The sequence below is a fragment of the Liquorilactobacillus satsumensis genome, from assembly GCF_964065465.1.
Lineage (GTDB): Bacteria > Bacillota > Bacilli > Lactobacillales > Lactobacillaceae > Liquorilactobacillus > Liquorilactobacillus satsumensis.
The window spans coordinates 1,026,109-1,045,103 of sequence record NZ_OZ061606.1 but is presented as its reverse complement, the minus strand read 5'-3'; the positions used below and the strand labels follow the sequence as shown (position 1 = coordinate 1,045,103).

Annotated in this window: 16 protein-coding genes; 11 read left to right on the top strand and 5 right to left on the bottom strand. The window is 38.7% G+C overall.

Annotation, left to right across the window (positions count from 1 at the left end; translation table 11 throughout):
• Positions 1–19 precede the first annotated feature (19 nt).
• Positions 20–1,651: a peptide ABC transporter substrate-binding protein gene (locus tag AB3Y88_RS05000; protein ID WP_228889137.1), complete on the top strand. Its 1,632-nt coding sequence runs from the start codon at positions 20–22 to the stop codon at positions 1,649–1,651.
• A 113-nt stretch (positions 1,652–1,764) separates the two neighbouring features.
• On the opposite strand, the gene AB3Y88_RS04995 is transcribed toward AB3Y88_RS05000, so the two are convergent.
• The 4 genes from AB3Y88_RS04995 to queF form a co-directional block, all read right to left on the bottom strand.
• Positions 1,765–2,559: a hypothetical protein gene (locus AB3Y88_RS04995; protein ID WP_228889134.1), complete on the bottom strand. Its 795-nt coding sequence runs from the start codon at positions 2,557–2,559 to the stop codon at positions 1,765–1,767.
• Positions 2,560–3,011: 452 nt separating this feature from the next.
• A complete protein-coding gene (locus tag AB3Y88_RS04990) occupies positions 3,012–3,512 on the bottom strand; it encodes a QueT transporter family protein (RefSeq protein ID WP_228889129.1) in 501 nt (166 codons plus the stop codon).
• A gap of 26 nt (positions 3,513–3,538) precedes the next feature.
• On the bottom strand, positions 3,539–4,240 hold the full coding sequence (gene queC / locus AB3Y88_RS04985; protein ID WP_228889125.1) for a 7-cyano-7-deazaguanine synthase QueC: 702 nt from the start codon (positions 4,238–4,240) through the stop codon (positions 3,539–3,541).
• 10 nt (positions 4,241–4,250) lie between these two features.
• The gene (queF, locus tag AB3Y88_RS04980) at positions 4,251–4,784 is read right to left on the bottom strand and encodes a preQ(1) synthase (RefSeq protein ID WP_054755718.1); all 534 of its coding nucleotides are present in this window, start codon (positions 4,782–4,784) and stop codon (positions 4,251–4,253) included.
• Positions 4,785–5,308: 524 nt separating this feature from the next.
• On the opposite strand from queF, the gene AB3Y88_RS04975 reads away from it, so the two are divergent.
• A complete protein-coding gene (locus AB3Y88_RS04975; protein ID WP_228889122.1) occupies positions 5,309–5,677 on the top strand; it encodes a hypothetical protein in 369 nt (122 codons plus the stop codon).
• Between the two features lie 115 nt (positions 5,678–5,792).
• Here AB3Y88_RS04975 and AB3Y88_RS04970 read toward each other — a convergent pair whose 3' ends face one another.
• On the bottom strand, positions 5,793–6,629 hold the full coding sequence (locus AB3Y88_RS04970) for a MerR family transcriptional regulator (protein WP_228889120.1): 837 nt from the start codon (positions 6,627–6,629) through the stop codon (positions 5,793–5,795).
• Between the two features lie 284 nt (positions 6,630–6,913).
• Between AB3Y88_RS04970 and AB3Y88_RS04965 the strand changes: the two genes are divergently transcribed.
• From AB3Y88_RS04965 to AB3Y88_RS04925, 9 genes are all read left to right on the top strand, one after another.
• The gene (locus AB3Y88_RS04965; protein ID WP_082610541.1) at positions 6,914–7,822 is read left to right on the top strand and encodes a DMT family transporter; all 909 of its coding nucleotides are present in this window, start codon (positions 6,914–6,916) and stop codon (positions 7,820–7,822) included.
• 346 nt (positions 7,823–8,168) lie between these two features.
• On the top strand, positions 8,169–8,510 hold the full coding sequence (locus tag AB3Y88_RS04960; RefSeq protein WP_054755729.1) for an iron chaperone: 342 nt from the start codon (positions 8,169–8,171) through the stop codon (positions 8,508–8,510).
• A 353-nt stretch (positions 8,511–8,863) separates the two neighbouring features.
• Positions 8,864–11,026 carry a glycoside hydrolase family 3 N-terminal domain-containing protein gene (locus AB3Y88_RS04955; RefSeq protein WP_228889117.1) on the top strand — a complete coding sequence of 721 codons (2,163 nt, stop codon included), beginning with the start codon at positions 8,864–8,866 and terminating at the stop codon, positions 11,024–11,026.
• An 18-nt stretch (positions 11,027–11,044) separates the two neighbouring features.
• Positions 11,045–14,071, top strand: coding sequence for a cellobiose phosphorylase (locus AB3Y88_RS04950; protein ID WP_261909515.1), 3,027 nt, complete (start codon positions 11,045–11,047; stop codon positions 14,069–14,071).
• 121 nt (positions 14,072–14,192) lie between these two features.
• Complete coding sequence (locus AB3Y88_RS04945) at positions 14,193–15,428, top strand: sugar ABC transporter substrate-binding protein (RefSeq protein ID WP_054755743.1); 1,236 nt, start codon at positions 14,193–14,195, stop codon at positions 15,426–15,428.
• Positions 15,429–15,488: 60 nt separating this feature from the next.
• On the top strand, positions 15,489–16,379 hold the full coding sequence (locus AB3Y88_RS04940) for a carbohydrate ABC transporter permease (protein ID WP_056961811.1): 891 nt from the start codon (positions 15,489–15,491) through the stop codon (positions 16,377–16,379).
• Positions 16,380–16,391: 12 nt separating this feature from the next.
• Complete coding sequence (locus tag AB3Y88_RS04935) at positions 16,392–17,222, top strand: carbohydrate ABC transporter permease (RefSeq protein ID WP_082610540.1); 831 nt, start codon at positions 16,392–16,394, stop codon at positions 17,220–17,222.
• Positions 17,223–17,245: 23 nt separating this feature from the next.
• Entirely contained in the window at positions 17,246–18,211 is a 966-nt protein-coding gene (locus AB3Y88_RS04930; RefSeq protein WP_056961810.1) for a LacI family DNA-binding transcriptional regulator, read from the top strand.
• A gap of 18 nt (positions 18,212–18,229) precedes the next feature.
• Entirely contained in the window at positions 18,230–18,991 is a 762-nt protein-coding gene (locus AB3Y88_RS04925) for an alpha/beta hydrolase family protein (protein ID WP_054755745.1), read from the top strand.
• Positions 18,992–18,995 lie beyond the last annotated feature (4 nt).

The window sequence follows — 18,995 nt, the reverse complement described above, 5'->3', positions numbered from 1 at the left end:
AATTGGGGATGAGTAACAGATGAATTATAAAAAAATAGCGACTACAATTGTCTTCATCAGTGCATGCTTATGGCTGAGCGCATGTGGAAAACAGACTAGCACTTCGCAAAAACAGGTTTTGAATCTTAGCGCTAGTGCGCCATTAAGCACAATCGATATCTCGAAATCAACGGGTTATGGACAAACAGGTAATACCTTTGAGAGTTTTTATCGTTTAGGTAAAAATGGGTCAACAACTGCTGGTTTGGCTAAATCCAGTAGTGTCTCTAAAGATGGAAAAACGTGGACCTTTAAAATTAGGAAAGCTTACTGGAGCAATGGGGATCAGATTACGGCACAAGACTTTGTTTATTCGTGGCGCAGAACAATTAATCCTAAGACAAAATCCCCTTATTCTTATTTGTTTAGCGGCATCAAGAACGCTGATGCAATTATTGCAGGGAAAAAGTCGGCGGCTCAGATTGGAATCAGCGCACCTGACAAGCAGACCGTGGTGATCAAGCTTGATAAGGCGATCTCCTATTTCAAAATCTTGATGGCTTATCCACTGTTTGGACCGCAAGAACAAAAGATCGTGGAAAAATACGGTAGCAAGTATGGCACGCGTTCGCAATATATGGTCTATTCTGGCCCGTTTGTTATCAAAGCATGGAATGGCACAGGCAACAAATGGCAGTTCGTCAAAAATAAGCATTATTGGGACAAAAAAGTAGTTAAATTGCAGCAAATCAACTATACGGTGGTTGAAAATCCCACGACTGGGCATGAATTGTACCAGCAAAACAAATTGGATATGACTCCTTTGGCTAATCAGCAAGTTAAAAATTATCAAGGATCATCACAGTTTAAATCTTATCCCTATTCCTACATTTCTTATGTTGCATATAACTTCAAAGATAAAGATGCGGACAAGCGGAAAGCTTTGAATAACCGTAATATTCGCTTGGCAATGTCACTAGCCATTAATCGGCAAGTCTTGACGAAAAAAGTGCTCGGCGATGGCTCGTATACTCCAACAGGATTTGTAGCTTCAGGACTGGCAAAAGATCCTAAAACCAGTGAAGATTTTTCAAAACAACAAGAGGTTAAGGGCACAATCGCTTATGATGCGAAATTAGCGCGGAAGTATTGGGAGCAGGGATTAAAAGAAACAGGATTAACAGGATTAAAACTGACATTGTTGGCTTCAAATGACGATAGTAGCAGTAAAATTGTTGCACAGTATTTACAGTCACAATATGCTAAAGTACTGCCAGGGCTTTCACTCACAGTACGTAGTATTCCAGGCAACAATGCATTGCAAAACGCGCAAACAGGAAATTTTGACTTGTATTTATCTGGTTGGGGCGGAGATTTCAATGATCCAATCACATTTCTTCAAATTCCGTTAACAGGAACTTCTTACAATTACGGTGGTTACTCAAACTCACAGTATGATGCTTTAATACAGAAGGCACAAAATGAGGATGCAAATAATCCTAATAAGCGGTGGGCGGATTTGGTCGCAGCTGCTAAGATTTTTAATGCAGAGCAGGGCGTAACCCCTGTCTATCAGCAAGTTACTTCATATTTGCAAAAATCCAAGGTTAAGGGCATTATTCATAACACAGCAGGTACGCAGTGGAATTATAAGAATGCGTATATTAAATAATTAATGAAAACAATTAAAAAATAAATAATCAGGCTGGGATCAAGTTAATCTTTTGGTCCCAGCCTGATTATTTTATTCGCTGTTTAGAACATGTATTCCTCGTATCTTTGATTTCAATTGGTGAATGTATAAAGTGTTGTATAACTAGACTGACCTGCTGGAGGTGTTGTTGAGTTATCTGAAAAAACAGTATAAGCAGGTTCCATATTAAAAGTTTTGCCATTATCATCAGAATTAGCGAAAGTTAATCGATTTTTTGAGGTATCAGTGGTATCTTCAATCTTTGTGCCAGTTTGCCAATTTTGCTGAATTTTCTTATTAGCGGGTGCCAGTAAAATACTTAAATGCATTAATTTTTGGCGTTCACCTTGACCATCGTCAGCATTATAGTGATAGTTTCCGTGAATATTAATCACTAAACTATTGTCTGGATGTAAGATTACTTTGTCAAAATAAAATATTTGTTGTTTTGTTGCACCAGTGGATGTGAGCGTACCCTTTTCAAAGTCTAATAAACATGAATCAGCAGATGCTTGGTAATTTCCAGAATAGTTACTGTAACGAGTATAATTTTTGATAATAATTGGCTGTTGTGTACTAGCTTGGCTGCTTGTTTTGGAACTGTCAGTTATTTTTGATGTGGAAGTTTCTGCAGAATTTGAACTTTCTTTTAAATTATTAGTCTGAATTGCCTTATCAGTTGAAGGTTGCCGATAATTTTTAAAAATAGTGAATCCAATTAATAATATAAGAAGACTTAAACCCGATTTAAGGATAAAATTACGACGGCGGATGGTTCTGACCCGTAGAAAATCAGCGTGCCAAGCGGGATCATTACGACGGTCTTTGAAAAATTGATATGTATGTTGTGAACGTGTTTTTTGGCTGGAATACTTCTTTTGTTTCATAAAGCTTTTATACCCCCCAAAGCATAAATTGTCGTGAACCTGATGTTATCCTTTCATTATGACACATCAGACGGTTATTATGGTTCATAAAGTGATACAAAACTGAAAAAGTTAGTCTAAAGGTTAATTTTGGTCCAACTGTTTTATCTTGCGCACATCAATATAATGAGTTCTCAAAGCCAATTTTGCCACTTAAATTCTCAAGAATAATTAGGTGCCAAAAAAGAGGGGCTGTGACAAAAGTTAAATTTTGTCACAGCCCCTCTTTTATTCCGGATAAACGTGTTCCATAAGTCAAAATTCTCCGTCTAACTTCGAATTACTCATAGCAAGGTACTCGCTATGTTCATAATTTCGATTTAGCACTCAAATTTTCCCGACTGATGTCATACTTTCTCTTACTAAGCTGCGTGTTCAACCGGATTCATCAGTGCTTCATAAATATATAAAAATTATGCTTGTTTCACAAGGTTAACAAGTTTGACTTTGCGATTAATGACAGCAAAGATAACGTAGCCAATGATTTGTGAAATTAATTGACCAGCGAACAGGTAAGCATAGGTAAGCCAAAAGGGAACATGCGAGACCGCGTGCAATTCAAGTGCGACAAAAATCATCCCGCATGAGACACACAGACCGACTACCACAGACCGGACTAGTAAATTTTGGGTTCTTTGATTAATTAAAATGGCGACTGCTAAGCCAATACCGGTGACACCTAAGCCCACTAAGATATCAAGCAGCCCGAATGGACTGAAAAGCAGGTTTGCAACTACTACCCCTAAAACCATTCCCCAGTAGAATTTTTTGTCATAGGCTACCAGTTGATAGAGCGCCGTTGAGACTCTGACTTGAATGACTCCAAATGAAAAACTGGCAAACAAAGCTGTAATGACGACATAACATGCGGCTAAGACAGCATTGATAGTTAATATTTTTAAATTTTTATGCATGCTTTATAATCTCTTTTCTCTGTGAGTTATGACCAAGTAATTGAAGTTTGGTAGGTAATCGGATCTTTGAGATTATTAGCTTTGAAAGCAGCAATCCGATCACGACAAGTTGCACATTTTCCGCAAGCAGCCTGTTGTCCGGCATAACAGGAACGCGTTAAGGCAAAAGGAACGTGCAACGCGATTCCAAGTTTGACAACTCCAGCTTTATTCAACTTGATTAAAGGTGCAGCCAGACTAACCTTTCCTGCTGTTCCAGCGCTAATTGCGGCATTCATTGCGTGATAAAACTCGGGAGTGCAATCCGGATAAGCCTGCCCAGCTGCATCATCTGCGTGCGCACCGTAACAGACTTGGGCAGCTTGTTGGCTGTAAGCTAGGGCAGCAGCTTGTGACAGCATTAGCCCATTGCGAAAGGGAACATAGGTATCAACAGTGCCACTGCCTTGTTCTGCAATGATTGCGGCATAACTCTGCTGTGCGATCGCACCATTACCTGTTAGCAGTGTTGAAGTGGAACCGTTAAATAACTGGTGATCAATGTGAGCAACTACATACTCAACTTGATAATAAGCAGCAACTTTCCGTGCGTTGTCCAGTTCTAATTGGTGTTTTTGACCATAAGCAAATGATAACGCTAAGACATGGTCTTTTCCGTGAGTTGTGACTGCTTGGGCTAAACACACCGCGGAGTCTAATCCGCCTGAAAGTAAAATAATTTCATCCATCAAAAAAGACCTACCTTACAAAATTTTTATACTGCGGTAACTGATTTAAAACATTGACTTTGCGTTGGAAGGCTAATTCTTTAAGTTCAGGGGTTTCGAACTCCGGGTTAACGCGATTTACGAATGGATAGATTGAAATTCCGCCACGTGGCGTGAATAATCCTAAAACTTCAATATACTTTGGATTCATTAATTGATAGAGATCATTTAAAATAATATTCATGCAGTCTTCATGAAAATCACCGTGATTTCGAAAACTGAATAAATAAAGTTTTAAACTTTTGCTTTCAACCATGTTTTGTGTCGGAATGTATGAAAGATAGACTTTAGCGAAGTCTGGCTGACCGGTCTTAGGGCACAGACTGGTGAATTCATACGCATCAAATGAGACTAAATAATCATTTTCTGGATGTTTATTAACGAAGGTTTCAAGCAGCGTTGGATCATAATCTGCTGCATAAGCGGTGTGGGTGCTGCCCAGGTGAGAAACGTGACCGAATTCGGTTTTAGTGCGAGAGGATTGTGTTGTAGTGTTTTTAGACATAAAAAAACTCCCTTTGTTTTTTTTCGGAGGTTTAAGGATGTACCATACTCCAATATTTTATTTTAACTGTGCTATTCTACTGCAAATAAGAGCACAAAACAATTAAAAATCAAAAATTGTCAAACTTTGAATTCACTAAAGCCTAATCTTAATGCCCAAATGTGCTCGAAGTAAAAAGCTGCCACGACTCTGAGCAAAGGAGTGGGAGCTTTTGTTTTTTTAGCCAAAAGATACAACCGACTGTATAATGAAAAGTATAAAAGGAACTTAAAAGCCTAGGGGGAACCACAATGTTATTTTCTCCAATCATCTCTTTGATAATCGTTATATATTTTGTGTATGATCAGTTCGAATTCTCCAGAGTAACCAAAATCAGATTCTTGTTTCTGCCTTTTTTTTGTTTATACCAATTCATCACTAAGTTTAATTTCACTCATATAATTGATCTTATTAGCATTATCATCATCTTTTTGTTGGCCATTGGAATTGGATTTTACCAAAGTCGCAGCTTTAAAGACAAAGTAATGAAAATAGAGTCCAGGTACTTTTTCACTGATCAGAATGGACAGGAAGTGAATGCTTATCAAAAGGCATTGTATGCTAGAGGTGGAAGAACGTATTTAGTTGGCTGGATACTGATATTTTTGATTTCTTTGTTTTTGAATGGCGATTTTAATGAGAATTTTAATTTTTATAAGTTTGCGCATGCATTAGTCAAAGAAATAATAGCCGATTTAGCAATTTTCACGAAGCTCACTGAGACGGGTGATGATTGGCGGACCTGGGAATTACTAGGTTTTGCCAATCTCGCATACCTGATGTTCATCAGACGCAAGTCAACTGCGATGAATTCTTTCTTTAAGCGCAGGGCTCATGAAGAAATTAATTCATAATTACGGTCAAAATAATTTTGGGAATCAAACGGGAGCCGAGGAGGTTCTCTTTTTTTTTGCTTGAATTTTAAAAATCCTGTTTCAGAAGAAATGCAATAACAGGCGCCGATGAGCGCTAATTATTTATTAAAATTTGCAATTCTGTAATGAAATTTTCTTTTTGAGCGGAATTGTAGTTGTTAGGTAAGGAGACTTCGTAAACAAGTGCATTTGGGGGGAGCTTTCTTTTATTGGCAGCCGTTAATAGTTTGGAATAGTACCGATAGTAATGCTCACTTGACCATTCAAAGGCAATACAAAGATACTTTCCGGCTGGGATCAACCCACTGCTAATCTTTGAAGACAAGGGGATGAGCGGCTGGGTTACAACTGAGGTGTAGACGGCCTCGTAATGGATCGCAGCACTGTTTGAATAAGGTTTTAACGGGTAGATGCAGCCATAATGATTATCCACCAGACTACCCGTTTTTTCTAAGAAAGCTGCTAATTCATGCATATAAAGATCTGGTTCATCATAAGGTGTAATCCGCGCGCATGCGACTTTTAGAATCGGGCGTTCTGGGATGGTGCGCGTATACACTTTCCCAAGTTCTTGTTTTTTTAGCAGCAATTGCGCCGCAAGCTGACTTTTTCTCATATTGATCAGTTGTTGACTTCTTTGTAATTTGTCGACTTTTGCACGAATAACAGCTTCTTGAGCATCCAGAAAGGAATACATAGTCTCAGGGCCGCTGTTAATGATGCTTTTTATCTCTGCTAGCGGGGTGTTAATGTACTTTAGATACTTGATAATGTCCAGATAAAAAAATTGTTTGATGTGATAGTAGCGGTAGTGATTTTTAGGATTTATATAATTGGGTTTAAACAGATCAATTTGGTCATAGTAACGCAAGGCTTGAATGGAAATATTATTTATTTTGGACATTTCACCAATTGAAAAATAAGTTTTCATAGTGACCCACTCCTTTGCAGCAGTTGCGAATTTAAGTTTTTTTGAGAGAAAATGTTAATTTTCAAAATATATGTCACTAAATATAACATATAATGCTGTTTATTGCTTTTCAAGCTTGACCCTCTAGGAACTATAGGCTTTATTATACGCCTATAAGTTGTTGGTTGGGTCTTTTTTTTATAATTTCAATGTTGTATGTAACTTAATGTGACATTTAGTGGACAGTAAAATTCAACCGTCACAGAAGCCAAGGTTGGATCAGGCTTAAAGAAAGGATGTAAATTATGATGAACAGAGGACATATTTTTATTATTTTGCAGGCAGTTTTGTTTGGGATTAGCATTCCGATTGTCCAAGTTTCAGTGGCTACGATTCCCGTGTGGCTATTTACTGCAATGACATTTGGGATTGCTTGTATCGTGATGGTCCCTTTGGCAAGGCACGTAGATGGGATAAAACTAACTGACATCGGTCGGAAAAATATGGTTGGGATTCTGATGTCAAGTTTGTTAGGGGTTGTTTTGTACACCTTGTTCTTACTATATGGATTAAAATACTCAAGTGCAGTTTCTGTTGCAGTGATTAACAGCTTAACGCCAGCGGTGACCTTAATTCTTTCGTTTTTTATTTTACGTGAATCTTTGATTTGGCAGAAAGTATTAGCGATTGGGTTTGCAGTTGCTTCAGTTCTTGTGATGAATGTAAACGGCGCATCCAGTCATGGAGGCAACATTATCGGTTTACTGCTGATGATTTTGGCAGTTGTTTGTGTTTCGCTGTTCTTTATTTATGCAAAACGGTTTTCAGTCGAACTCCCGCCGTTTACGTTAACTGCCGGTTTATTCACCATCAGTTTTATCATCACACTTCCGATCGGGATCTACCAGGCTTTTTCCTTCAACTGGAGTGTAATGAATTTCTCGTTATGGGCGCAGGTGTTTTATTATGGAATTGGAGCAATTTTGCTGCCATACTTATTAACATATATCGGAATTACACAGGTTCCAGCAAGCTTTGCGGGCATCTCAATGGCAGTTGTTCCAGTGGCTTCAACATTAGTCGCAGTGCTTTTTTATCACACCGCGTTAAAAGTGACAGATGTGCTCGCCTTGATATTGGTCATTATTTCCATCGTGGTTTCTGAGGCAAGACGCAAAGCAATTCAAACCCAAACCGAAGTCCTTGAAAAATAAAATATTACTAATAATGCAATTTTTGGAGAACACACAATCAATGCACAAACGTGTAAGTTAAGCTCCTTAGTGTCAGTAACCCTGAAAGTTTTTAAAACAATAAAATTGAAAATGACTCTTAGCTGAATTTTTTCCATGAAGTTTGTGATTGCAGTTTGCATGGAAAGGACTCAAGCTGCGAGTCTTTTTTTAGTATTTTCAATGTTAATCTTGGAAGATAAAGCCAGTCGAGAATAATTTGAAGGGCTTTAAAAATTATAATGTTCAATTAGGCAGCACAGTCGGACTTAATGCAACAGTTAAAATGATTTATCAAGTATACTAGGCAGTGAAAGGGGGGGACAACATGACTCTGATTTCAGAGTATATTGAGGCTGCTCCAGCAGAACAAAAACCGCATCTTGAAGCACTTTATCGTCTTGCAAAAGAATTATTACCGGAAGCAACTGAGAAGATCAGTTATGGGATACCTACTTTTTATCAGCATGAAAACCTGCTTCATTTTGCAGGGATGCAAAAACATCTCGGATTTTATCCAACACCAAAAGTAATTGAGCACTTTGCAGCGCAGCTAGTTAGCTATAAAACCAGTAAAGGAGCTGTTCAATTCCCGTACCAAAAGCCGTTACCGGAGGCTTTGATTAGGAAAATGATCTTGGAACGAAAAAAGGAATTACGGTTGAAATGATCAGCATTGCTGAATAATCAGGTTTTAGTTTTTAATTAATAATTATGTGGACAAGTTGTGGGTTAAAATGGTGAAGGGGCTGGGCCAAAAGTTAAATTTTGACTCAGCCCCCTATTTTACTTCGGATAAACGTGTTTCATGAGTCAAAATACTCTGTTTAACTGCGAATGACTCAGCGTAAAAGGCGCATGTTGTTTGTAATTCCATGGTAGTACTCAAGTTTTACTGCTTTATGGAGCATACTCTTTTTGAATCCGTATATCTGTATGCGCTATCAAAAAGATGTTGACGGTTCCACTAAGATACTATATAATCCTGTTGAAACGTTTCAATGAAATGAAAGGAGACTTTTTATGACCGTTAGAATTACCGAGCTAATCGACAAAATGAGCTTGCTGGAAAAGGTTGAACAGCTTTCGCAACTAAGTGCGGATTATTTTCAAGGAGACGAAGTTGCATTGACCGGCCCAACGGATAAAACCAAGGTGACTACTGAAGAATTGTACTCAGTAGGTTCAGTATTGGGAATTTCCGGCGCTGACCGGGCCCGAAAGATTCAAACAGATTATTTGCAGCATAGTCGGTTGAAAATTCCGTTGTTATTTATGGCAGATGTCGTTCATGGATATAAGACGATCTTTCCAATTCCATTGGGACTTGCCAGTTCTTTTGATCCTGAATTAGTGGAACAGGCAGCTAAAATTGCTGCCAAAGAAGCAGCAGCTTCGGGCTTACACGCAGTTTTTGCACCTATGGTTGATTTGGTTCGTGATCCACGATGGGGGCGTGTAATGGAAGCTAATGGTGAAGATCCATTTTTGAATGGTTCTTTAGCTGCAGCAAGTGTTAGGGGCTTTCAAGGACGAGGGAAATTATTGGATGAAAACCACGTTGCGGCTTGTGTGAAACATTTTGCGGCTTATGGTGCGGCTGAAGGTGGACGCGAATATAATACTGTAGATATTTCTGAATTGCAATTCAGAGATCAATACCTAGAAGGCTATCAACGTGCACTTGCAGCGGGCGTCCGCCTTGTGATGACATCTTTTAATACCTTGTTTGGTGTTCCGGCAACTGCTAATCAAGTTTTGATGCGCTCAATTCTTAGAAAAGAACTAGGATTTAACGGTGTTTTGATCTCTGATTGGAATGCGATTGGAGAGCTTAAGGAACATGGAGTAGCTTCTTCACAAACTGAGGCTGCGATAAAGGCTTTGAAAGCCGGAGTTGACATTGATATGATGTCGTTTGCATATCGTGAGCTAGGCCGACAACTCGAAAAAAGAGAACATGTACCGCAAGAATTGATTACTTTGCTTGATGAAGCAGTCTACCGTGTTTTGAAACTCAAAGAAGAGCTGGGATTATTTGCGGATCCTTTCCGTGGAATGGATGCTTTAAAAGAAGAAAAAAATGTTTTCACAGAAGATAATTTAGAAATTGCACAAAAAGCTGCTGAAGAGTCCACCGTGTTACTGGAAAACAAAGAAAATCTGTTGCCTCTATCACCAAATACTAAGATTACGTTATTGGGACCCTTGGCACGAGAAAAAGACCTGTTGGGTAGTTGGTCTTGGAAAGGTGATTCTCATGAAAACATGACGATCGCAGCTGCCTTGCAGAGTAAATTTAAAAAAATGACGGTACTTACAGAAAGTTTTACTGCAGAAGAATTGGATTTAGTTGCTTTAGCGCAAAAAACAGCAGCAAGTCAAATCGTGATTGTTGCGCTCGGCTTGACGAGTGATCAAAGCGGGGAAGCAACTAGCATGACGCACCTTGAGTTACCGGCAGAACAATTGGCCCTTTTGAAAGCGCTTAAAAAGATTGGCAAAAAAGTGGTGACGCTCGTGGTTACCGGCAGACCCTTAGTGCTTACTGAGGTTTCCAAACTGTCAGATGCGGTTTTATTACCTTGGTTTCCAGGAAGCAGAGGAGCTCAAGCGATAACCGAAATTATTGCGGGGGCAATCAATCCAAGCGGCAAATTACCAATGAGCTTTCCAAGAAGCATTGGGCAAATTCCTTTATATTACAACAGTCTGCGTACAGGACGGCCATTGACAGGTGAAGATAGCCTAGACAAAGAAAATAAATATTTGTCTAAATATATTGATGAACAAAACTCACCGTTATATTGTTTTGGCTATGGGCAAAGCTATGCCACGTTTGAAATTAAAGAAGTTGTTCTGGCAAACAATCAGGTAGCTAAAAACGATGAGCTACGTTTAGAAGTTACAGTCGCAAATGAATCGCAGATTGATGGACAAACGGTTATTCAGGGCTACACACATCAGTGCGTTGCAGAGACTGCACGTCCTGTTAGAGAGTTAAAAATGTTTAAAAAAATTGCACTTAAAGCTAAGACTGTAAAGAAGGTTGAAATGAGGATTCCAACAGCTAGATTAGCGTACGTGCATCAAGATTTGACGAGCAGTGTTGATCGTGGAGCATACGAGTTATATGTAGGATTTGATGCTAATGCACAGAAAAAGATTTCTTTTGAAATCATTTAAGTTGGGGGAGAACAGAAGATGCATGAGATAAAGAGTAAGGATATTTCGATCAGTTTCCTTGATAATGGTTCGATTGAGCTTATTAAAGCTAAAGATACCATGATCAACCAGGTTAAAGGAAATACGCGTGATGGCAGTCTGATGAATCTATATTTGAGATTAATCGCTGAAGATGGCAGCACTAATTTTCTAGCGCTCACAGGTCCTAAATCCAAGAGTGATTTTTTTGTAGGCGAGCGCACAGCAATCTGGGAAGGAAAGTACGCTGCAGTTTCATATAAAGTAACGCTTACTCTAGTTGAAAGTATGTGGTTTTGGAAAATCAACTTAACAAGTGAAACTAACTGCAATGCCGATTTAACTTATGTGCAAGATTTAGGCTTAGGAGCAGAAGCCTTTGTAACCGCTAACGAAGCCTATTCTTCACAATATATTGATAATTACGTAGTACAAGATGAAGCACACGTGACTGTCTGCTCGCGGCAAAATCAATCTCAAAATGGAAAATTCCCCTATTTGCAGCAAGGTTCTTTGGAACCGCTAGCGAGTTATGCGACTGATGGTTTTCAATTTTACGGCACTGAGTACAAAGCGACAAATATCCCTCAGGGCTTAATCGAAAAAGATTTACCTTCCTGCAACTATCAGTACGAGTTCACGCTGACGGCGCTTAGGACACCAAGTTTTGAAATTGGTAAGCAAGCAGTGACACGGGTCTTCTATGCGGCTTATGTTAATTCTAGGGAGAGCGCAAATACATCAATTTTGCTTGATCTCAACGAACTTAAAGAAAAATATGTTGCGACTGATTCTTTTGGAGGACGTGTTGAAAAGGTTTCTGTCAAGCAACATACTATGGAGCGGCCGCTAGCGGGTGAATCCTTAACAGCTACCGAAATTAATTATTTCTATCCACATAAAAAGCAAGTTGAAGAAAGCGAAGCAGGCGAACTACTCTCGTTTTTCGATGAACGAGATAGACATATTGTCTTACCAACAAAAGAAAAACGGCAGGAACGAATGACAGGCAATATTGTGATGGCTGGAGCAACTTCTAAACCTGGGACAGCTGTGATGGCGACAACTCAGTATATGTGCGGAATCTTTGAGTCTCAAACTGTTTTTGGCAATACCAATATGAACATCTTAACGACTAACGTTCGCAATTCTTTAAACTATTTCAAAAACAGCGGGACACGTATTTTAATTAAAATAAACGGGGAAGACCGTTTGCTAACAATGCCTTCACTTTTTGCGATGAGCTTTAATGGAGCAGATTGGATTTACAAACTTGAAGATGATTTTTTACTTATCAAAGGTGAAGCCGCAGCAGATTCAGATCAATTGAAACTTGAATTCAGTTCGCTGCGCCAAAAAAAGTATGAGCTTAAGATCAGGACACAACTTGAGCTTGCAACTCTTGGGAAAGATGCAGTTGTCACGATTCAAGGAACCCATGTGAAAGTTAAACCTGCCGGTAAATTAGCGGAGAAACTTCCATATCTACAATATGCGTTATCTTATGAATGTGCAGACTCACCGGATGTCAGACTTGAAAGAAATGGCACGGAGGAGTATCTGGTAACCGAATTTCAAAGTTGTGCAAACTTAAGTGTGATCACTGGCCTGCAAGGACAAGCTGCTAAGATGCAAGATGTTGAAAATGAGCGGCGTAAAAATGAAGAATTCATTACCAGTTTTGTACGGAAGCTGGAATTAAAGCAGGCTAAAGACCTGCTCCCTGAGTACCTGCAACCTACAGAATTGATCATCAAATGGTACATTCATGATGCCTTGGTGCACCTGCTGTCACCTCATGGACTTGAACAATATGGCGGAGCTGCTTGGGGAACAAGAGATGTTTCTCAAGGACCAGCGGAACTATTCTTGGCTTTGGGAGATACTCAACCGGTGGGGACGATTATTAAAATGATGTATGAGCATCAATTTATAGAAAATGGAAATTGGCCGCAGTGGTTTATGTTTGATGAATATGCCGAACAATTTGCTGCAGAAAGTCATGGAGATATTATTGTCTGGCCGTTGAAAGTTGTTGCTGAATATTTGAAAGCTTCACAGGATACAGCAATCTTGAATACGTCTTTAAGGTATATGTCGCTGAAAGATAAAAAATTCACTTCAAAAAAAGAAAAATTAATCGACCATATTAAAAGGCAAGTTGAGTATCTGAAAAACCATTTTTTGCCGCAAACCTATGTTTCTGCTTATGGGGATGGTGACTGGGATGATACGCTGCAGCCTGCTAATAGTGAACAAAAAAAGACGATGGCAAGTACTTGGACGCAGGAGTTAACCCTTGAAACACTTGGACTAACGGCTGAAGTGACCGCAGATTTTGACCATGAATTTTCACAAGAAATTTTTGAATTGAAAGAAAAGATGAATGCTGATTTTAGAAAGTATTTTATGAAAGACACTGTTTTACCAGGCTTTATTCGCATGGATTCTAAAAATGAAATTCATTATATCATTCATCCAGAAGACAAAATCACACAGATTAAATATAGACTACTTCCCTTACAACAAGGGATTCTCAGTCATGTATTTAATGAACATGAAAAGCAAAGAGCACTTTCTTTAATTAAAGAGCACTTACTCTTTCCTGATGGGGTGAGATTGATGGATCGTCCTGCGACATATCAAGGTGGGATCAGCAAGATCTTCAAAAGGGCAGAACAATCAGCCTTTTTTGGAAGAGAGGCCGGTCTGTTATATGTGCATGCACATATTAGATATGCGGAAGCTCTAATTGAATGTGGTGATTTACGTGCAGCTTGGGATGCACTGTTACAAATCAATCCGATTGGGATCAAGAAACGGGTTCCTAATGCGGTTTTAAGACAAGCAAATACGTATTTTTCAAGTTCTGATGCTGCATTTTCTGATCGCTATCAAGCACAACAGGAGTTTAGTGAATTGAAACATGGAACAATCCCAGTTAAAGGCGGCTGGCGGTTGTATAGCAGTGGGCCTGGAATTTATGTGGCTGCGGTTAAAAAGCTGCTCACTCATAAAAAGGTTTAACCTGTAAAAAAAGAGTATAAAAACTTTTTTTATAAATTAAAATGCTTTAATTTAAGTATTGTAATCGCTACCAAAAAAGTTATAATTCTTATAGAAACGTTTCACAAAAGGGGGATTTATCATGAAAAAATTAAAAAGAACGGTTCTGTTGGTTGGAAGTCTTTTAGCACTATTTTTATTTTTAACAGGGTGTGGCAGTAATAAAGCGGCTGCCAACAAAACTCTAACATTTTGGTATGCAGGTGATGGAGACACGGCAGTTAAGCCGATTATTAATAAATTTACAAAGGAAACAGGGATCTCAGTTAAAATTCAAAGTATTCCATGGAGTCAATATAATGATAAATTATTGACAGCGGCCTCATCTAAAAATGGCCCGGATATCATGTTGATGGGTACGACCCAGATGGCAAATTTTGTCAGTTCTAAGTCGTTGTTGGACATTTCTAAATATGTTAAAAATGACAAAACTTTAAATCCTAATAATTATTTCAGCAGTTCCGAAAAGACAACTAAATTTGGCGGTAAATATTACGCGGTTCCATGGTATGTTGAAACACGTGTTTTGTATTACAGAAAAGATATTCTTCAAAGTGTAGGGTATGACCATGCTCCGAGGACTTGGAGTGAACTTTATGAAGTAGCTGCAAAGCTTGCAAAACGTGGCAAAAATATGTACGGCTTTAACGTCGACAGTAGCGAACCGACCTTTGGGTTCATGTTTGCACGTCAAAATGGGGCACAATTAGTAACCAATGGAAAAACACAATTCAACAGTTCAGAAATGGTAGGATCATTGAAATATTTAAATAGTTTTATTCAAAATGGGCTTTCACCTAAACAAGATCAAAAGCTGACGATTGCGCAGTCATTTGGCGGAAAAGCTCCAATTCCAATGTTCATCTCCGGCCCTTGGATGCTGCCAACTATCGAAAAAGAAGCTGGATTGAAGAATAGTCAATGGGCGGTTGCTGAGCTGCCTAAGGGCAAAACAAGTAATTTATCAGTTACGGGAGGCGGTAATTTAGCAGTCTTTCAGTATAGTAAAAATAAGGCAAATGCGGTTAAACTTTTAAAATATCTTTCTAAGCGTGAAAATCAAATCACATATTACAAAAACAGTAATTCAATGCCGACTTTAAAATCTGCATGGACTGATAGTGCGCTTAAGAACGAAAAGATTCAAGTCTTCAGAAGGCAATTAAATAATTCTGAATCAATGCCATTATTAAAACAATGGGAAGAAATTGGACAGAACTACTTAAAAGCTTGGGAACCGGTGGCACTGGAAAACAGTGATATTCAAAAAGCAATGAATAAGTTTAATAAACAAACTCAGCAGTTGATTGATAAATAAGATCTTAAAACTGCCTTGCCAGTTGTTACCGGTAAGGCTCATTGTAAAGGAGGTAGTTAGATGCAAAGTAATTTTTTAAAAAAAATTGTTCCATATACATTTGTTTTTCCCGCACTGCTTCTTTTGGCAATTTTTTCGCTTGTTCCAATTGTCATCGCATTACTGATTAGTTTTACAGGTCTGGATATTACTGGGTTGGGCGACTGGTCACAGATCAAGTTTGTCGGGCTTTCAAATTATCTACAATTGTTTCAAGATAATGCATTTCTACAATCGATTCTAAATACAGTAGTTTATGTTGTAGTAGGGGTACCTTTGGTGATTATTGTTTCATTAACGATTGCAATTCTAATTAATAGTGGCAGAAATAGTTTCTTCAAAATGATGCGCTTAGTCTTTTATACGCCTTCAATAACTAATACTGTGGCAGTTGCAGTTGTCTGGACCTATCTTTATAATCCGAGTTTAGGGCTTTTCAATACTTTGCTGGCTAAAGTTGGAATTGCTCCAATCGGTTGGCTGACAGATCCCAATGTTGCTAAGTTATCATTGATTATTCTAGCTGTCTGGAAGGCTGTCGGACTTAATATGCTGATTTTTCTAGCTGCGTTGCAAGGGGTCCCACGTTCCTTATATGAAGCTGCTGAACTTGATGGCGCAAATTACTGGGAACAGACACGCCACATCACCTTGCCTTCGCTTAAGTTCTCAATCTTCTTTGTAACTGTTACTACACTGATAGCATGGTTCCAGTTCTTTGATGAACCATTTGTGATGACTAAAGGTGGTCCATTGAATAGTACTAATTCTGTTGCCCTATTTGTCTACCAAAATGGTTTTCAAAATAGCAATTTTGGCTATGCTGCTGCTGGATCCTTTGTAATGTTTGTGGCGATCATTGTTGCTACAATAATTCAGTTTAAATTACAAGAAAAACAGCGTGGAGAATAGGGGGAAAACAGAATGGATACTGGAATGCAGGATATAAGTAAAATTTCTAAGGTATTGATTGGTGTTGTGTTAACGATCCTTGGTTTTTTAATGATTCTTCCATTTCTTTGGATGTTTTTGTCATCGTTCAAAACTAGTACAGAAATTTCATTATCGCAGAGCTTTTGGCCGCAGCATTGGACAATTGACAACTATAAGAATCTTTTTACAAATGGTAGTTTTGACATTTATGTTAAAAATACTTTGATTATTACCGCAGCTTCATTTATCGGTCTGTTTCTAAACGCCATGGCGGGTTATGGTTTTGCTAAGTTTGATTTTAAAGGGCGCAAGTTTTTGTTCATGGCAGTGTTAGCAACCATGATGATTCCGGGGCAAGTAACAATGATCCCTGTTTACCTGATACTTAATCAGATGCAGCTTACGAATACTTTGCTGGGAATTATTTTACCAGGATTAGTTGGGGCTTTTGGCATCTTTCTTTTCAGGCAGTTCATGTCTAATATTCCTGACTCGATTGTTGAAGCTGCTAGACTGGATGGAGCTGGGGAATGGTATATCTTTTTTCACTTAATTTTGCCAATCTCTAAACCGGTGTTAGCGGTTCAAGGAATTTTGACCTTTATTGGCGGTTGGAACGCATTTTTGTGGCCCTTGATTATTGCAAATGATCAGAAGTATTATACATTATCAGTTGGGTTACAATTGTTGCAGGGACAACATACTTCCGATTATGGTTTGCAAATGGCTGGTTCTTCTTTTATGGTTATTCCTATAATAATAATTTTTATAATTTTCCAGAAATATATATTACAAGGGTTTAACATTCAAATGGATAAATAATAATGGGTGAGGAAGAGGATATTATGGCAGGTATTAAAGAAATAGCTGAAAAAGCGGGGGTCTCGATTTCAACAGTGTCATATGCTCTGAACAACAGTGATAAAATCACTAAAGAAACACGTGCGCGGATTTTAAAAATAGCTGATGAACTGCACTATACGCCGAATCTGGCAGGTCGGAGTTTGAAAAAGCAAAAAACCAAAGTAGTTGAGATGTACGTTCCAGATTTTGGCGGCTACTTTTATGGCCACCTGTTGGCAGGTGTTGCAGAAGTCCTGAAGAATAACGGGTATGAATTGATTGTTGCATCAGGGGGAAAACAATCACGAGCTTTTATTTCACAGGGATTAGTTGATGGCGCTATTATCCTCGATCCCACTTTTCCAAATGATTTGATCAAAGAATTGGCCGAAGAAGGCAATAAGTTAGTATTAATGGATAGAAAGTTGGAGCTGCCCTTGGTCAGCCATGTTCTTTTAGACAATGAAAAGGGTGCTAAAGAAGCAGTGGATGCTTTAATTGAGACTGGGACAGAAGTATTTGCAATTTTGACGGGGCCCAGCACGTCTTATGATGGGAAGAAAAGACTTGAGGCAGCTTTGGCTGAATTTCAATTAAAGGATAACCAAACAGTGGTTGTCATTCCGTGTGATTTTACGATCGAAGGTGGAGAAAAAGCAGCTGCTAAAATAGCCAAGATGAAGAGTCGGGATATCGGCGTTTTTGCACTGAATGACGAAATGGCTTTCGGTTTGTATAGAGGATTAAAGCAATATAAGCTTGTTCCTGGAAGAGATGTTAAGGTCGTGGGTTATGATAATGATCTTTTAGGGCAATATCTGACGCCGCAATTAGCGACCGTTGATTATTCAAAACATCAATGGGGCAAAAAGACAGCTGAGGTTCTCTTAGAGATGATTGAAAATGATGTTACGCGAAATGAGATTGTTACAACTAAATTGATTAGAAGGGACTCCCTAAAAATTTAATTTTGGGAGGAATGAAAAATGCTTGCACACATTGATTTTTATTCTAAGTGTTTGCAAATGAAGACGGGCATTAATGTTCTGTTACCTGATGAACCCAAGGAACCCATGGCAGTGTTGGTGTTATTGCACGGCTTAGGCGATGATGAAAATAGCTGGTTTACACAGACTGCACTTGAACGTTATGCAAGCCAGCAATCGCTGGTAATCATTACGCCTCGAGCTGAGCGGAGTTATTATCAAAATAACTTAGCGGGACAACGCTATTTTGACTACCTTTGCACAGAATTGTTGGTTAAATGCCGAACGTGGTTTAATTTGAATGCAAATGTTCAACAGACTTTTATTGGTGGATTATCCATGGGTGGGTTTGGAGCCGCTCAAGCAGCTTTACTACATCCTGAGATATACAACAGCGCTTTCCTTTTGTCAGCGGCACTCGATATGCCTCGAAGCTGGCGGAAAAACAAAGAACGTGAGCTGTGGTATCAAACACTTTTTGGCTCTTTGCAGAAGTTGGAGAATTCTGAAAGCGATTTATTTAATTTGGTTAGAGCCGGTAATCGTGAATCTGAAAAACCATATATTTGGCAACTATGTGGACGAGAGGATCAATTTTATCAAGAAAATTGTGATTTCAGCAGACTTCTTAAGCAAAACGGATACCAGAACCTATTAATTGAAGTTGAGGGTAGCCACACTTGGGATGTTTGGGATCGGGCAATTGTTAAAGTGATTGCAGAGATTAAGAGGCTAGTTTCTGATTCAGAACAATTAAGATAAAGGG

Excerpts from the sequence above, each read along its gene's own strand:
- AB3Y88_RS04995 (WP_228889134.1), bottom strand. The coding sequence starts at position 2,559 with ATGAAACAAAAGAAGTATTCCAGCCAAAAAACACGTTCACAACATACA.
- AB3Y88_RS04930 (WP_056961810.1), top strand. The coding sequence starts at position 17,246 with ATGGCAGGTATTAAAGAAATAGCTGAAAAAGCGGGGGTCTCGATTTCA.
- AB3Y88_RS04950 (WP_261909515.1), top strand. The coding sequence starts at position 11,045 with ATGCATGAGATAAAGAGTAAGGATATTTCGATCAGTTTCCTTGATAAT.
- AB3Y88_RS05000 (WP_228889137.1), top strand. The coding sequence starts at position 20 with ATGAATTATAAAAAAATAGCGACTACAATTGTCTTCATCAGTGCATGC.
- AB3Y88_RS04925 (WP_054755745.1), top strand. The coding sequence starts at position 18,230 with ATGCTTGCACACATTGATTTTTATTCTAAGTGTTTGCAAATGAAGACG.
- AB3Y88_RS04975 (WP_228889122.1), top strand. The coding sequence starts at position 5,309 with ATGAAAATAGAGTCCAGGTACTTTTTCACTGATCAGAATGGACAGGAA.
- AB3Y88_RS04945 (WP_054755743.1), top strand. The coding sequence starts at position 14,193 with ATGAAAAAATTAAAAAGAACGGTTCTGTTGGTTGGAAGTCTTTTAGCA.
- queC (WP_228889125.1), bottom strand. The coding sequence starts at position 4,240 with ATGGATGAAATTATTTTACTTTCAGGCGGATTAGACTCCGCGGTGTGT.
- AB3Y88_RS04970 (WP_228889120.1), bottom strand. The coding sequence starts at position 6,629 with ATGAAAACTTATTTTTCAATTGGTGAAATGTCCAAAATAAATAATATT.
- AB3Y88_RS04960 (WP_054755729.1), top strand. The coding sequence starts at position 8,169 with ATGACTCTGATTTCAGAGTATATTGAGGCTGCTCCAGCAGAACAAAAA.
- AB3Y88_RS04940 (WP_056961811.1), top strand. The coding sequence starts at position 15,489 with ATGCAAAGTAATTTTTTAAAAAAAATTGTTCCATATACATTTGTTTTT.
- AB3Y88_RS04990 (WP_228889129.1), bottom strand. The coding sequence starts at position 3,512 with ATGCATAAAAATTTAAAAATATTAACTATCAATGCTGTCTTAGCCGCA.
- AB3Y88_RS04935 (WP_082610540.1), top strand. The coding sequence starts at position 16,392 with ATGGATACTGGAATGCAGGATATAAGTAAAATTTCTAAGGTATTGATT.
- AB3Y88_RS04955 (WP_228889117.1), top strand. The coding sequence starts at position 8,864 with ATGACCGTTAGAATTACCGAGCTAATCGACAAAATGAGCTTGCTGGAA.
- queF (WP_054755718.1), bottom strand. The coding sequence starts at position 4,784 with ATGTCTAAAAACACTACAACACAATCCTCTCGCACTAAAACCGAATTC.
- AB3Y88_RS04965 (WP_082610541.1), top strand. The coding sequence starts at position 6,914 with ATGATGAACAGAGGACATATTTTTATTATTTTGCAGGCAGTTTTGTTT.